Genomic DNA, 13,584 nt, shown 5'->3' on the forward strand with positions numbered 1-13,584 from the left:
CGCGCGGCTTCCGGCAACCCGTCATTTTGGCAAGGTGCGTTTGGCTTCCCCCTCCCCTACTCGTCATTGCGAGGAGCCGAAGGCGGAAGCGAAGCTGTTTCGCAGAAACACCCGGCAATCCATGACCCGCCCATCGCGATTGCACGGTTGGTCGATGGATTGCTTCGCTACGCTCGCAATGACGAGACAGAGAGGAACCACAATGAAACTGGCAGGAAAAATCGCCGCGATCACCGGGGGCACGGCGGGCATGGGGCGCGGCATCGCCGAGGCGTTCCTGGCCGAGGGCGCAAGCGTCGCACTGTTCGCGCGGAACGCGGACAAGGGCGCGAAGGTGCTGGAGGAACTGGGAGCCGGTGACCGCGCTATCTTCATCGCGGGCGACGTGATGGAGCAGTCCGACCTCGAAGGCTTCGTCGACAAGGTCATCGCCCATTTCGGCACGCTCGACATCCTCGTGAACAATGCGGGCGGCGCGGGCGATTTGCAGCCTTTGGTGAACCTCTCCGACCACGCCTTTGACGAGGCGATGAAGTGGAACGTCTATTCGACCTTCTGGGCCACCCGCCGCGCGCTGCCGGTGATGCTGGGCAAGGGTGACGGGCGCGTGATCAACATCTCCTCGATGGAGGGCAAGCACGGCAAGGCGGTGCTGACAGCTTACAGCGCCGCCAAGCACGCGGTGAACGGCATGACCAAAAGCCTCGCCCGCGAAGTCGGCGTTCAGGGCGTTACGGTCAACGCGATTTGCCCCGGGATCGTCATCACCGACATCATCAAGAACAACGGCCCCGCCACTGCGAAAGCGATGGGCATGGAGCTGGACGAGATGATCGCCATGTTCGCGGCGGATTCGGCGATCAAGCGGCCGAACACGGTCGAGGAAGTGGCGGCGGTTGCCGTGTTGCTCGCCAGCGCGGCAGGGGCAGGGATCACCGGCCAGCAGATCAGCGTCGATGGCGGGACGGCGCAGTACTAGGCCGCCTCCAGACCGGTGCCATTGGGCGCCAGACCCCGGCTAGACCCCCTCTAGACCCCGGTTAGACCCCTTTCAGGCTGCGGCAGGCGGCACTGTTTCACGTGAAACAATGCCGCCTCGCCGATTCACGCCTGCAACTTTGCCATCGCCGCGCCAATCGCCGCCGCGACATCACCGGCCTGCGGATTGCCACGCATCGCGAGGCCGCCGTTGGGTTGGATATTCGCCCCCGTGACATAGGCCTGATCGGTGCTGAGCCACAGGCAGGCATGGGCGACATCGTCCACCGTATTGAGCCTACCCATCGGATAACGCGGCAGAAATGCGTCGGTCAGGCCCGGCACCTGGAAGCTCTCGTGCGTCATCGGGCTGTCGGTGAAGGCAGGGGAGACGGTGTTGGCCTTGATCCCCAAGTGCCCGTAATCATTGGCAACACACTCGATCAGCGCCTCAGAACCGCGCTTGGTGCCGATATAGGCGGCGTGGTTGGTGATGATCGCCTTGGTGGTCGCCGAAGACAGGCTGATCAGCGAACCGCCAGTAGGGGCTTGCGCGCTCATAACCCTCACGAAAGCCTGAAGAAAATGGTGCACGCCCTTGAACTGGAGATCAACGATCTGGTCGAGCTGTTCGTCGGTGATTTCTTCCATGCTGGCGAGCAGGCCCCAGCCGGTGGTGTTGATCGCGATGTCGACCCGCCCGAAAGTAGCCGCCGCCTTGTCGGCCATGGCGTTGACCTCGGGCTTGGAGGAAATGTCGCACAGGGCATATTCTCCTCCGATTTCAGAGGCTAATGCCGCCAGCGGGCCTTCCTTGCGGCCCGCAACCATCACTTTGGCACCCTCCTTGGCGAACAGGCGGGCGATGGTCTGTCCCATGTTCCCCTCCGACGCTGCGCCCAGCACGACCGCTGTCTTGCCCTCTAACTGTCCCATCATGTGTCTCCTCTCCCTCAAGCGAGTAACACGGCGCGGCCCACCCTCACCCTTCCCAAAAGTGGGCATTGTCGCTTGCGCCCCTCGGGGCCGATAGCCGGTCCCAACAAAGGGAGAGCGAGCGATGTTTACAGGGCCTCTGGAGGATCGCGTGGCGATCACCGAATTGAACGGCACCTATGCCGATGGCGTGGTGCGGATCGATGCCGACACCTGGGCGACAGTCTGGGCGGACGATGCCGACTGGGACCTGATGGGGCACAAGACCAAGGGCAAGGAGGCGATCGTGGCCTTCTGGAACGGCGCGATGGGCGGGCTGGAGGCAGTCAGCTTCCACTGCGTGCCGTGCATGATCGAAGTCACCGGAAACACAGCGAAATCCCGCGTCCAGACGCAGGAAATCCTCAAGCCCAAGGACGGCAAGGCGCGCCATGTTGGCGGGCTTTACGAAGACACGCTGGCGAAGATCGACGGGCGCTGGCTGTTCACTTCGCGCACATTCAAGATCGTCGCCGAATTCGGCGTGGAGGGCTGATACCAATGGCAAAAATCCTGATTTCCGCACAGATCGACCTCGACCCCGCCCAGCGTGAAGAGGCCCTGCGTAGCGCCCGCCCGCACATCGAGGCCGCGCTCGCGGAAAAGGGCTGCATCCACTACGACTGGAGCGCCTGTTCGATGAACCCCGCGCGGGTCAACGTCTTCGAGGAGTGGGAAAGCGAGGAGGCGCTCGCGGCGCACTTCAAGGATCCTGCCTACACAGGGATGCGCGATCACATCGGCCAGTTCGGGATTACCGGCGCCGTCAGCGCCAAGTACCGCGTCGATGCCGAAGGCCCGGTCTACAACGCCGAAGGCAATGCGACCGAGGCGTTTGACTAACCTGCTCGGGGCGATCCTTGCCGGCGGTCAGGCACGGCGGTTCGGCAGCGACAAGGCGCAGGCGATGTATGAAGGCGAGCGGCTGATCGACCGGGTCGCTGCGGCACTTTGCGTACAGTGCGAAAGCGTGGTGGTGTGCGGGCGCGAGGAGGCGGGGTTCACCTGCATCCCCGACTGGCCGGAGGCGGGTCTCGGCCCGCTCGGCGGGCTCGCCGCGGCGCTGCGGCATGCTGCGGACGGGAACTTCACCCACGTGCTCTCCGCCGGAGTCGATGTGCCTGATTTGCCGCACGATCTCGCCGCGATACTGGCGGGAGAAAGTGCGGCCATCGTGGAAAGTCAGCCGGTCGTCGGGCTCTGGCCTGTCGCCAAAGCCTCTGCTCTCGAAGCGTTTCTCAGCGGCGGAGGAAGATCACTCTACCGCTTCGCCGACCACATCGGCGCGCGGCAGATCGAGCTTCAAGCGCCGCTGATGAACGTCAACCGGCCGGAGGACCTGCCCCCGGCCTGAGGCGTCACAGCTTCAGCAATTGCTTGCCGCGGTTCTGCCCGCTGAACAGCCGCTGCAAGGTGGTCGGCGCGTTCTCGAAGCCGTGCTGGATATCTTCCTGATATTTCAGACTGCCATCCTTGACGAAGCCCTCCAGCCGCTTGCGGATAACGGGAAACTCGCTGGCCCAATCGAGCACGATGAAGCCTGCCATCGTGCCGCGCCGGAAGACGAGGTTGAAGTAGTTCTCCGGCCCGGCCGGAAGCGAGCCTGTCTCGTAACGGCTGATCCCGCCGCAGATCACTACGCGGGCATTGGTGGCAATGCAGGCTAGCATATCATTGAGGATCTTGCCGCCGACATTGTCGTAGATCACGTCCACACCGCGCGGGCAGTGCTCCTTGATCTGCGCCTTCACATTGTCCGCCTTGTAATCGATGGCGGCGTCATAGCCCGCTTCGCGCACCAGCCAATCGCACTTGTCCTGTCCGCCTGCGATGCCGACGACGCGGCATCCGGCGATCTTGGCGAGCTGGCCGACAATGCTCCCCGTCGCGCCCGCTGCACCCGAAACCAGCACGGTGTCACCCGCAACCGGCTTGCCGACCTTGAACAGCCCGCAATAGGCAGTCAGCCCGGTGGTCCCCAGCACCGAAAGCACGGCGGTGGGCGACAGATCGGTTTCGACCTTGGTCAATTCCTTGCCATCGGTGACCAGATACTCGGCCCAGCCGGTGGTGCCGAAAACCATGTCGCCGACAGCATAACGCCCACCGTTAGAGGCCACGACTTCTGCAATCCCGCTGCCGCGCATGACATCACCGATCGCCATCGGGGCGACATAGTCGGCGATGTTCTCCATCCAGCCCTTCTGCGCCGGATCGAAGCCGAGATAGTGCGTCTTGAGCAGCATCTCGCCGGGGCCGGGGTCGGCCAGTTCGGTTGTGGCAAGCTTGAAGTCGCTGTCGATCTCGATCCCGCGACCCCGCGGGTGTCCATTCAGGAGCCATTGGCGGGTGGTGGTGGGCATCGGGTCTCTCCTTTATTTGCCTGCCCTATTGCGGCTGCGGCGCGCAGCCCTCCACGGACAAAAGTGTCAGTCGAGTGGTTCGGCCCCTGTGGTAGTTTGCTACGCAAAGGGAGAGCCACGATGGGCATTCAGACTCACAAGACCTTCTGCCGCTTCTGCCACGCCAATTGCGCGATGGAAGTCGATGTCGAGGACGGGAAAGTGATCGAGGTCCGCGGCGATCCCGACGATCCGGCCTATGGCGGTTATACCTGCATGAAGGGACGCGAACTGCCGGATTCGCACAATTCGGCAAACCGCCTGCATCATAGCCTAGTCCGCAATGAAGCGGGCGAATTTGTCGAAACCCCGATGCCCGAGGCTTTGGCCCATGTCGCAAGCGAATTGCGCCGGATTATCGACCAGCATGGCCCGCACTCGGTCGCGGTGTTCATGGGTTCGGGGGGCTTCCAGAACAGCGCTGCCATGTCTGCCTCGGTGAGCTTTGCGCAGGCTGTCGGCAGCCGCAATTTCTACACCTCGGTGACGCTTGATCAGCCGGCGAAGGTGTTCACCACCGCCCGCTACGGCAAGTGGTTGGCGGGGCCGAACACGTTCAGCGAAAGCGACGTTGCCATGTTCATCGGCAACAACCCGATCGTCTCACACTATTCGCCGGTTGGCGGAGTTCCGCCCTTCAGCCCCTCGCGCCGCATCCGCGACCAGAAGGCGCAAGGGCTGAAGCTGATCGTGGCAGACCCGCGCGAGAGCGATGTGGCGCGGCTGGCCGACATCTATCTGCCGGTAAAGCCCGGCGAAGATCCGGCTATGCTGGCGGGCATGCTCAACGTGATCATCGCCGAGGGGTTGTATGATCGCAATTTCGTCGCCGCCCATGTCGACGGGTTCGACGAGCTGGCCGAGGCAGTGAAAGCCTTCACGCCCGAGGTGGCGGCGGAACGCGCGGGCCTCGACAAGGACCAGCTTGTCGCCGCCGCGCGGATGTTCGCGACCGGCTCGAAGGGCTGCGCCGTCACCGGCACCGGCCCCGAAATGGCGGGCAACGGGACGCTGACCGAATATCTTGTGGTATGCCTCAACACGATCTGTGCGCGCTTCAAGCAGGAAGGCGAGAAGGCCGCGATCCCCGGCGTGTTCAGCCCCTACCAGACCGCCCGCCGCGCACAGGTCGGCCCGCCGGTGCCGATGTTCGGCGCGGAAGGAATGCCGAAATCGCGCTTCCGCGGGCTCGGCCACCTTGGGTGGGAGATGCCTTGCAACGTGCTGGCGGACGAAATCCTTACCCCCGGCGAAGGCCAGGTTCGTGCGCTGATATCGGTCGGCGGCAACCCGGTTGTCGGCTTCCCCGATCAGGTCAAGATGGCCCGCGCGCTCGACGATCTTGAACTGTTCGTGCAGATTGATCCGTGGATGAGCGCCAGCGCGCGCCGCGCCGACGTGGTGCTCGCGCCTTCGCAATGCCTTGAGCGGGAGGACATCACCAGCCTTTCGGAATGGTGGCACGAGGAGCCTTACGCGCGCTACACCGAAGCGGTGGTCGAGGCGCCGGGCGACGTGATCGACGAGTACGAGATGTTCTGGACGCTCGCGCACCACCTTGGCATCCAGATGATGCTCAATGGCGGCCCGCTGCCGATGGACCGCAAGCCGACCAAGCAGGAGTTCCTCGATCTGGCAGTGACCGGCTGCCTCGTTACGCCCAGCCAGGTGCGCGAGGATTGCCGCGCCAATGGCGGTGCGGCGGTGTTCTATCCCGAACAGCACCCGACCGTGGGACCGGTCGACGAGAACGAGTTCCACCGCTTCGATCTGGCAGTCGGGGCCATGCCATCCGAAATCCTGAAATACGCCGAGAACCGGACAGCGCGCGAGGGCTTCGACTTCCGCCTCATTTCGCGGCGCTCGAAGACGCGGTTCAATTCGATCGGCCACCCGCTCAAGAAGTTGCAGGCCAAGACCACCACCAACCCCGCCTATATCCACCCCGATGATATCGCCGCGCTCGGCCTTGAGGAAGGCGGGTTGGTCGCGATCACTTCACCCCACGCCACCATCCACGGCGTCGTGAAAGCGAGCGACAAGGTGCGGCGCGGGATCGTGTCGATGGCGCATGCTTACGGGGATGCCGACGCGACCAAGGAGGATGTGCGGGAACGCGGATCCTCGACCAACCGGCTGGTCAGCGAGGTGGTCGATTACGACCCGATCACCGGCCAATCCCTGCAAAGCGCCATTCCGGTGAAGCTGGAACCGGCCTGATCCCCCCTCTCAATCCAAGGAATATTATGCCCACCAACCGCCGCTTTCTGCTGCAACGCCGCCCCGATGGGACGCCTGTTCAGGACGATTTCGAACTGGTCAGCGAACCCACCCCTGCGCTGGAGGAGGGCCAGTTCCTGATCCGCAACCACTACGCCTCGCTCGATCCGGCGATGCGCGGGTGGATGGATGCCGAGGGCAATTACATGCCGCCGATCCCGCTCGGCGATCCGGTGCGCGCCAGCATTATCGGCGTGGTCGAGGAAAGCCGCGCGGAAGGCTTTGCGCCCGGGCAATGGGTGATGGGGCTGAACGCGCTGGAGGATTACTCGGTTAGTGCGGTCGGCGGATTCACCCAGCCGATTGACCCGTCACTGGTGCCAAGCGTCACCAACTACCTGTCGATTTTCGGTGCGGTGGGGATGACCGCCTATTTCGGGTTCCTCGAGGTTTGCGAGCCAAAGGCGGGCGAAACCGTGCTGGTCACCGGTGCGGCCGGGGCCGTCGGCAGCCTCGTCGGCCAACTCGCCAAGATCCACGGCTGCCGCGCGGTCGGCATTGCCGGCGGCCCGGCCAAATGCGCGCGCCTGATCGAGAAATACGGCTTTGACGCCGCCATCGACTATCGCGGCAAGGATGAGGCCGCGCTCACCGCTGCCATCGCCGAAGCCTGCCCTGACGGGGTCGACGTGATCTTCGAGAATGTCGGCGGGATCATCCTCGATGCCGGTTTGATGAACCTCAACCTGCACTCCCGCGTCGGGCTATGCGGCCTGATCAGCGAATACAACACCGAGCCGCGCGGCATCCGCAACCTGTGGCAGCTGATCGTCAAGCGTGCCCACATCCGCGGGCTGCTGGTCGCCGACTACGTCCCCCGCTTCGGCGAGGGCGCGCAGCAAATGGGCGTCTGGGCCGCGCAAGGCAAACTCACCATCGACGAGCATGTCGACGAAGGGCTGGAGCACGCCTTCGACAGCTTCATGCGGCTGTTCGCCGGCACCAATGACGGCAAGATGATCCTCAAGATCGCCTGACACCGTGACACGTTCGCTGCTCGTGCTGTCCGGGGGGCATCCTTACGAGGAAGCCCCCTTCGCCGAATTGCTGGCCGGACTGGACGATTGGGAGCTGACGCATCTCGTCCATCCCGAGGGCGGCGAGGCTGATGCGGCGGGAGCGATCGCGGCGTCGGACGCACTGCTGTTCTACGACATGGCGGGCTACACTTTCGCCGATGGCACGGTGACAACACGCCCGCCTTCGCCCGCTTTCCGCGAGGCCATCGCAGCGCGGTTTGCCAGTGGCAGGGGTGCGGTAGCGATGCACCACGCACTGGCCGGGTGGGCCGATTGGCCGGAATGGCATGCATGGCTTGGCGGGCAGTTCCACTACCAACCCGGCGCGCATGGGCCCGACTCCGGCTATCGCCACGATGTTGCTTATGAGGCGCGGATTGTCGCCGATCATCCGGTTACCCGCGGGTTGCCGGACAGCTTCCCGGTCAGCGACGAGCTTTACCTCTGCCCGGTCGACGAAAGCGCTTTTGCCCCCCTGATGCGCGCCGAGGGCTTCGCCTTCACGGCTGACAATTTCTATTCCGCTGCCAACGCGGTGGCGGGCGCGATGTTCAGCCGCGAAGGCTGGAACCACCCGCCCGGCAGCAACTGCATCGCGTGGGAGAGCCACAGATGCCCCGCCCCGCTCGTCTATCTGCAATGCGGCGATGGCCCGGCGACCTACGCCAACCCCCACGTGCGACGGATGCTGCGGCAGGCGCTCGACTACACCTCAGGAGGAACCGCATGACACCCCAGCAAACCGTCGAGGCTTTCATCGGCCATTGGAACGCCTGCGACATCGACGCGATGCTCGCCCTGTGCGCCGACGATATCGTCTATCACAACATCCCCATGGAACCGGTTCGCGGCACGACGGAAATGCGCGCGATGGTCGAAGGCTTCCTCGCCAACATCGCGTCGTGCGACTGGCAGACCCACGCCATCGCGGTGAACGGCGACACCGTGCTGACCGAACGCACCGATGGCTTCATCTTCAAGGATGGCCGCCGCGCTGCGATCCGTGTCATGGGCACGTTCGAACTGGGCGCAGACGGTCGCATCATCGCATGGCGTGACTATTTCGATATGCTTGAATTCCAGCGCGAATTCGCGGGCGGATGATGCAGGCGCAGCAACCCTAACACAAACGTGCATCGCAACAGGGGCGCGGGTTTGGTTAGGCTTGCACCATGATTTCCCCAGGGTCTGGAGCCGCCTGACATGAACAAGCCCGAAGGCAATGTCTTTGCGCCTGAAACGCTGATCGATCCGTTCGATTACTACCGCGCTATCCACGATGCCGGGATCGCGATCGAGCATCTGGAAGGCATGAACACCTGGGTCGTCTATTCTTACGACCTGTGCAGCGAAGCGGCGGCCAATCCGGAGGTGTTCTCCAACGACTTTACCGCGCTCATGGGGCGCGAGGCGGACGAGGATATCCAGGCGATCCTTTCCGAAGGCTGGCCTGACCTGCCCACGCTGTTGACCGCCGACCACCCGGTTCACACCCGCAACCGCAAGCTCGTGAACCTCGCCTTCTCGGCCCCGCGCGTGAACGCAATTGAAGCGGACATGCGCACCAAATCAATCGAGTTGATCGAGGCGTTTGCGGATCGCGGGGAGTGCGAGTTCGTCGAGGAATTCGGCGTGCCGCTGCCGGTGGCGATGATCGCCGGGCAGATCGGGCTGGATGACGATCCGGCGCGGGTGAAGCGCTGGTCTGACGCGGCGGTCGACCGCTTCAGCCAGATGGTCGATCACGAGCGCAAGCTCGAATGTGCGCGTAGCCTTGTCGAATTCCAGCACTACATCAAAGGCCTGATCGACGACCGCCGCGCCAATGGCGGGAACGATCTTCTGACCGACCTCGTCGAAGCGCGGGTCGAGGGCGAGACTCCGCTCATCGATCCCGAAATCATGTCGCTGATGCAGCAGTTCATGGTCGCGGGCAACGAGACCACCACTTCGACGCTGGCGGGCGGGTTGCTTCAACTCATCCGCAATCCCGATCAGATGGCCAAGGCCAAGGCTGCGGCTGGCGGGCGCGATCCCAAGCTGCTCGGCAATCTGGTGGAAGAAGCGCTGCGTTACGAAACGCCGACGGCAGGGATGTGGCGCATCGTCAAGGCGGACACCGAACTGGGCGGAATGGCGATCCCGGCGGGCGCAGTCGTGCAGCTGCGCTATGCCGCGGCCAACCGCGATCCGAAGAAGTTCCCTGATCCCGACAAGTTCGACATCGATCGCACCAACGCCCGCACGCATCTCAGCTTCGGCAAGGGCCCGCATATGTGTGTGGGCAACATGCTGTCCCGCAAGGAGATGGTCGTCGCCTTCGACGAGCTTCTGGAGCGTCTCGATAACTTCGCGGTTCCTGACGAGAGCGCGATCCGCATCATGCCCAACATCCTGCTGCGCGGCGTGACGCACCTGCCGATCACCTTCACGCGGAAAGCCTGAGCCGACATGAATTTCGACCTTTCCGAAGAACAGCAGATGTTCGTCACATCGGTCGAGCGCTTTGCCGCGCCGGTCGATGTCGAGGCGCGCCGCAAGCTGCGGCTTTCGCCGACCGGCTATGACCGGGCACGCTGGCAGAGCCTTGCCGAGATGGGCCTGATTGCGCTCGCGGCGGGCGAAGAGGCGGGCGGCATGGGCGGCTCTGCGGTTGATCTGTCCTTGGTCGCTGAAGCGATTGGCAAGGCCAATGCGCCCGATCCATTGCTGGAACATGGCATCCTGCCCGCGCTGCTTCTGGAGCGCGGCGGAGCCACCGAGACGCTGGAAGGCGTTTTGTCGGGCACCACCATCGCGACCCTTGCATGGACCGAGCGCGGCCAGCGCTACAGCCTCAAGGCCAAGGGCATGAAGGCGGAGACTGGCGGAGATGGCTTTGTGCTCTCCGGCGAGAAGACGATGGTGATGGGCGCGCTGATGGCCGATCTGTTCATCGTCACTGCCGATCTGGGCGGCGAGACAGCCTGCTTCCTCGTGCCGCGCGACGCGCCCGGTCTGGAAGTGCGCGCCTATCGCCTTGCCGACGGCAGCATTGCGGGCGAGATCAAGCTGACCCGCGCACCTGCGAGCGCGAAGCTGTCCCTCGACATGGCAGGCCTCGCCGCCGTCGCTGCGGACATGCGGCTTTATGCTGCCGCCGAGATGGTCGGCCTCGGCCAGCGCCTGCTCGACGACACGCTGACCTACGTGAAGGAGCGCGAGCAGTTCGGCGTCGCGATCGGCAGCTTTCAGGCACTGCAGCACCGGCTCGTCGATTGCTACGCCAAGGAGGAGCAAGCGCGTTCGATGCTTTATCGCGCCGCGCTGACCGACCGCGCGGACGCCGCCAAATGGCAGCGCGCCGCCGCCGGGGCCAAGGCCTTCATCGGCGAGAATGTCGACGCCATCGCCCGTGAAGCAGTGCAAATGCATGGCGGCATGGGGATCACCGACGAACTCGCCATCGGCCACGCCTTGAAGCGCGTGCTGGTGCTCGCCCGTCTGTTCGGCGACGTCGATACCGTGCTGGCGGAATATGCCCTGGCGGCATGATTGGGCCGCTTGAAAAGGCGGACAGGAGGGGACTGGAACATGGGCGAGAAGATCGACCCGAATCTGTGGAGTGACGGCGCGCAGCCGCATCTGATGGGCGGCAAGCTGCCTTCGGGCGAGATTGTGTTCCCCATGCCGGTTGGCGATGCGGCGCAAGGCGTGGAGCCATACAAGCTGTCGCGTCGTGGCAAGCTGTGGTCGTGGACCTCGCAAGGTTTCCTGCCCAAGGAACCTTATCAAGGCCCCGGAAGTGGCCCCGGCGAAGGCCCGCCCGATTTCCAGCCGTTCCTGCTCGGCTATGTCGAGCTGCCCGGCGAAGTGATCGTCGAAAGCCGCATCGTCGATGCGCGGCTGGAAGACCTTCACCTCGGCATGGACCTCGAATTCTGCATCGTGCCCTTCAACATGACGCACGACACCTTCGCCTTCCGTCCCCTCGCAGCAGCAGAAAGTCAGGCCGCATGAGCGAGAATGTCTATATCATCGGCGCCGGGATCCACCCGTTTGGCCGCACCGACAGCCGATCAGGCCGCGAACAGGGCGTCTACGCCGTGCGCGAGGCGCTTTCCGACGCGGGGCTCGATTGGCCTGACATCGAATGCGCCTATGGCGGCTCGGCTGCGGCAGGCAATGCCGACATCATGGTCAACGAGCTGGGGCTGACCAGCCTTCCCTTCACCAATGTCGCCAATGGCTGCGCCACCGGTGGCAGCGCGCTCGCCGCCTCGCAGCAGGCCATCGCGAGCGGGATGTACGACCTTGCGCTGGCAGTCGGCTTCGACAAGCACCCGAGGGGCGCGTTCAATGCCAAGCCCTCCGATTATGGCCTGCCCGAATGGTATGGCCAGACCGGGATGATGCTGACAACGCAGTTCTTCGCCTTGAAGATCCAGCGTTACATGCAGCTCCACGGGATCAGCCGGACGACTCTGGGCCGGGTGGCCGAGAAGGCGTTTCGCAACGGCACCCTGACCCCGCACGCCTGGCGGCGCAGCCCGGTTGATCTGGAAACAATCCTCAACGCGCCGATGATCAATGACCCGCTGACCAAATACATGTTCTGCTCGCCTGCCGAGGGCGCGGTGGCGTTGATCCTCGCCTCGGAAAGCAAGATGCGCCAGCTGGGCGCGGACGGGGTCAAGATCCGCGCGGTCTCGGTGAAAACACGTCCGCCCAACTCCTTCGAGGTGTTCCAGGCCGGCGTCAGCATTGAGGAGGGCGGCAAGCCCACGGTGCTCGCCAGCAAGGGTGCGTTCGAGAAAGCAGGCGTCGGCCCCGAGGATATCGGCGTCGCTCAGCTTCAGGATACCGAGAGCGGCGCGGAAATCATGCACATGGCCGAAAACGGATTCTGCAAGGATGGCGATCAGGAAGAATGGCTCGCCAATGGCTGGACCGAGATCCGCGGCGGGAAGCTGCCGGTCAACACCGATGGCGGCTGCCTTGCCTGCGGGGAACCGATCGGGGCTTCGGGTCTGCGGCAAGTCTATGAAAACGTCCAGCAGCTGCGCCAGCGCGGCGGCGAACGGCAGGTGCCGGAGAAGAACGGCAAGGGCCCCCGCTTCGGCTATTCCCACGTCTACGGCGCACCGGGCCTCTCGGCTGTCGCGATTCTGGAACGCGAATGAGCCGGATGCGGGGCAAGGTCGCCCTCGTCTCGGGCGGCGCTGAAGGGATCGGGGCTGCGGTTGCACGCCTGATCGTGGCCGAAGGCGGCAGCGTGATGCTCGGCGATGTGCAGCTGGACAAGGCGCAAGCACTGGCCGCCGAACTGGGCGAGCGGGCCGCCGCGACGCTGCTCGATGTGCGCCAGCTTTCGCAATGGGAGGCCGCCGTTGCCGCGACGCTTTCGCGCTTCGGTAAGCTGACCGTGCTGTGCAACATCGCCGGCATCTCGGAGCCCGGCAACGTCCCCGATGGGGCGCTGGACGTGTGGCAGCGCACCATCGACATCAACCTGCACGGCCCGTTCTACGGCATGCGGGCGGCGATCCCGGCGATGGAAGCGAGCGGTGAGCCTTGCGCCATCGTCAATATCGGCTCGATGATCGCGCTGCGCCCGGCGGCCTTCGTCGCCGCCTACAGCGCTTCAAAGACCGGCCTTCGCGGCCTCACGCAATCGGTCGCGCTCGATCTTGCCGAGCGGGGACTGCCGATCCGCGCCAACATGGTCCACCCCGGCGCAATCCGCACGCCGATGTACAACCGCTACAAGTTCTCCGGTGCCGACACGCCCGAGAACATCGAGACCAATTTCGCCGCCACCCACCCGATGAACCGCATCGGCGAGCCCGAGGAAGTCGCCCGCGCGGTGGTGTTCCTCGCCAGCGACGACGCAAGCTTTACCACAGGCTGCGATTTGACCGTCGATGGCGGCGGCAGCATCAGGAGCTGAC

At 64.3% G+C, this 13,584-nt stretch carries 15 protein-coding genes; 13 read left to right on the forward strand and 2 right to left on the reverse strand.

Going from position 1 to position 13,584, the window contains the following annotated elements:
• The first annotated feature begins 202 nt into the window (after positions 1 to 202).
• Positions 203 to 979, forward strand: coding sequence for an SDR family NAD(P)-dependent oxidoreductase (locus KVF90_RS01645; protein WP_264393115.1), 777 nt, complete (start codon positions 203 to 205; stop codon positions 977 to 979).
• Between the two features lie 125 nt (positions 980 to 1,104).
• Here KVF90_RS01645 and KVF90_RS01650 read toward each other — a convergent pair whose 3' ends face one another.
• Positions 1,105 to 1,917, reverse strand: a complete 813-nt coding sequence (locus KVF90_RS01650) for an SDR family NAD(P)-dependent oxidoreductase (RefSeq protein ID WP_264393116.1) — start codon at positions 1,915 to 1,917, stop codon at positions 1,105 to 1,107.
• A gap of 121 nt (positions 1,918 to 2,038) precedes the next feature.
• Between KVF90_RS01650 and KVF90_RS01655 the strand changes: the two genes are divergently transcribed.
• From KVF90_RS01655 to KVF90_RS01665, 3 genes are read left to right on the forward strand one after another with little or no spacing between them, the layout of a single operon-like run.
• Complete coding sequence (locus KVF90_RS01655; protein ID WP_264393117.1) at positions 2,039 to 2,449, forward strand: nuclear transport factor 2 family protein; 411 nt, start codon at positions 2,039 to 2,041, stop codon at positions 2,447 to 2,449.
• Positions 2,450 to 2,454: 5 nt separating this feature from the next.
• Entirely contained in the window at positions 2,455 to 2,796 is a 342-nt protein-coding gene (locus KVF90_RS01660; protein ID WP_264393118.1) for a putative quinol monooxygenase, read from the forward strand.
• Positions 2,789 to 3,307 carry a molybdenum cofactor guanylyltransferase gene (locus KVF90_RS01665; protein WP_264393119.1) on the forward strand — a complete coding sequence of 173 codons (519 nt, stop codon included), beginning with the start codon at positions 2,789 to 2,791 and terminating at the stop codon, positions 3,305 to 3,307. The genes KVF90_RS01660 and KVF90_RS01665 overlap by 8 nt, the downstream gene beginning before the upstream one ends.
• A 4-nt stretch (positions 3,308 to 3,311) precedes the next feature.
• Here KVF90_RS01665 and KVF90_RS01670 read toward each other — a convergent pair whose 3' ends face one another.
• Positions 3,312 to 4,316, reverse strand: a complete 1,005-nt coding sequence (locus KVF90_RS01670) for an NADP-dependent oxidoreductase (RefSeq protein WP_264393120.1) — start codon at positions 4,314 to 4,316, stop codon at positions 3,312 to 3,314.
• A 120-nt stretch (positions 4,317 to 4,436) separates the two neighbouring features.
• Here KVF90_RS01670 and KVF90_RS01675 point away from each other — a divergent pair, with 120 nt between their 5' ends.
• The 9 genes from KVF90_RS01675 to KVF90_RS01715 all read left to right on the forward strand — a co-directional run bounded on the left by KVF90_RS01675 (position 4,437) and on the right by KVF90_RS01715 (position 13,583).
• The gene (locus tag KVF90_RS01675) at positions 4,437 to 6,575 is read left to right on the forward strand and encodes a molybdopterin-dependent oxidoreductase (RefSeq protein WP_264393121.1); all 2,139 of its coding nucleotides are present in this window, start codon (positions 4,437 to 4,439) and stop codon (positions 6,573 to 6,575) included.
• A gap of 26 nt (positions 6,576 to 6,601) precedes the next feature.
• Positions 6,602 to 7,612, forward strand: a complete 1,011-nt coding sequence (locus tag KVF90_RS01680; protein WP_264393122.1) for an NADP-dependent oxidoreductase — start codon at positions 6,602 to 6,604, stop codon at positions 7,610 to 7,612.
• Positions 7,613 to 7,616: 4 nt separating this feature from the next.
• The gene (locus tag KVF90_RS01685) at positions 7,617 to 8,384 is read left to right on the forward strand and encodes a ThuA domain-containing protein (RefSeq protein WP_264393123.1); all 768 of its coding nucleotides are present in this window, start codon (positions 7,617 to 7,619) and stop codon (positions 8,382 to 8,384) included.
• A complete protein-coding gene (locus KVF90_RS01690; RefSeq protein ID WP_264393124.1) occupies positions 8,381 to 8,758 on the forward strand; it encodes a limonene-1,2-epoxide hydrolase family protein in 378 nt (125 codons plus the stop codon). The genes KVF90_RS01685 and KVF90_RS01690 overlap by 4 nt, the downstream gene beginning before the upstream one ends.
• 99 nt (positions 8,759 to 8,857) lie before the next feature.
• Positions 8,858 to 10,099, forward strand: coding sequence for a cytochrome P450 (locus KVF90_RS01695; RefSeq protein ID WP_264393125.1), 1,242 nt, complete (start codon positions 8,858 to 8,860; stop codon positions 10,097 to 10,099).
• 6 nt (positions 10,100 to 10,105) lie between these two features.
• Positions 10,106 to 11,188 (forward strand): acyl-CoA dehydrogenase family protein, encoded by a 1,083-nt coding sequence (locus KVF90_RS01700; RefSeq protein ID WP_264393126.1) that lies wholly within the window; start codon positions 10,106 to 10,108, stop codon positions 11,186 to 11,188.
• Positions 11,189 to 11,227: 39 nt separating this feature from the next.
• Positions 11,228 to 11,653 (forward strand): OB-fold domain-containing protein, encoded by a 426-nt coding sequence (locus KVF90_RS01705; RefSeq protein WP_264393127.1) that lies wholly within the window; start codon positions 11,228 to 11,230, stop codon positions 11,651 to 11,653.
• Positions 11,650 to 12,816, forward strand: coding sequence for a thiolase family protein (locus KVF90_RS01710; protein ID WP_264393128.1), 1,167 nt, complete (start codon positions 11,650 to 11,652; stop codon positions 12,814 to 12,816). Before KVF90_RS01705 ends, KVF90_RS01710 begins: the two co-directional genes overlap by 4 nt.
• Positions 12,813 to 13,583 carry an SDR family NAD(P)-dependent oxidoreductase gene (locus KVF90_RS01715; protein WP_264393129.1) on the forward strand — a complete coding sequence of 257 codons (771 nt, stop codon included), beginning with the start codon at positions 12,813 to 12,815 and terminating at the stop codon, positions 13,581 to 13,583. Before KVF90_RS01710 ends, KVF90_RS01715 begins: the two co-directional genes overlap by 4 nt.
• Position 13,584: the final 1 nt, after the last annotated feature.

The organism is Porphyrobacter sp. ULC335 (assembly GCF_025917005.1).
Classification (GTDB): domain Bacteria; phylum Pseudomonadota; class Alphaproteobacteria; order Sphingomonadales; family Sphingomonadaceae; genus Erythrobacter.

Coding starts and splice junctions, on each gene's coding strand:
- KVF90_RS01645 (WP_264393115.1), top strand. CDS start 203: ATGAAACTGGCAGGAAAAATCGCCGCGATCACCGGGGGCACGGCGGGC.
- KVF90_RS01650 (WP_264393116.1), bottom strand. CDS start 1,917: ATGATGGGACAGTTAGAGGGCAAGACAGCGGTCGTGCTGGGCGCAGCG.
- KVF90_RS01655 (WP_264393117.1), top strand. CDS start 2,039: ATGTTTACAGGGCCTCTGGAGGATCGCGTGGCGATCACCGAATTGAAC.
- KVF90_RS01660 (WP_264393118.1), top strand. CDS start 2,455: ATGGCAAAAATCCTGATTTCCGCACAGATCGACCTCGACCCCGCCCAG.
- KVF90_RS01670 (WP_264393120.1), bottom strand. CDS start 4,316: ATGCCCACCACCACCCGCCAATGGCTCCTGAATGGACACCCGCGGGGT.
- KVF90_RS01675 (WP_264393121.1), top strand. CDS start 4,437: ATGGGCATTCAGACTCACAAGACCTTCTGCCGCTTCTGCCACGCCAAT.
- KVF90_RS01680 (WP_264393122.1), top strand. CDS start 6,602: ATGCCCACCAACCGCCGCTTTCTGCTGCAACGCCGCCCCGATGGGACG.
- KVF90_RS01690 (WP_264393124.1), top strand. CDS start 8,381: ATGACACCCCAGCAAACCGTCGAGGCTTTCATCGGCCATTGGAACGCC.
- KVF90_RS01695 (WP_264393125.1), top strand. CDS start 8,858: ATGAACAAGCCCGAAGGCAATGTCTTTGCGCCTGAAACGCTGATCGAT.
- KVF90_RS01700 (WP_264393126.1), top strand. CDS start 10,106: ATGAATTTCGACCTTTCCGAAGAACAGCAGATGTTCGTCACATCGGTC.
- KVF90_RS01705 (WP_264393127.1), top strand. CDS start 11,228: ATGGGCGAGAAGATCGACCCGAATCTGTGGAGTGACGGCGCGCAGCCG.
- KVF90_RS01710 (WP_264393128.1), top strand. CDS start 11,650: ATGAGCGAGAATGTCTATATCATCGGCGCCGGGATCCACCCGTTTGGC.
- KVF90_RS01715 (WP_264393129.1), top strand. CDS start 12,813: ATGAGCCGGATGCGGGGCAAGGTCGCCCTCGTCTCGGGCGGCGCTGAA.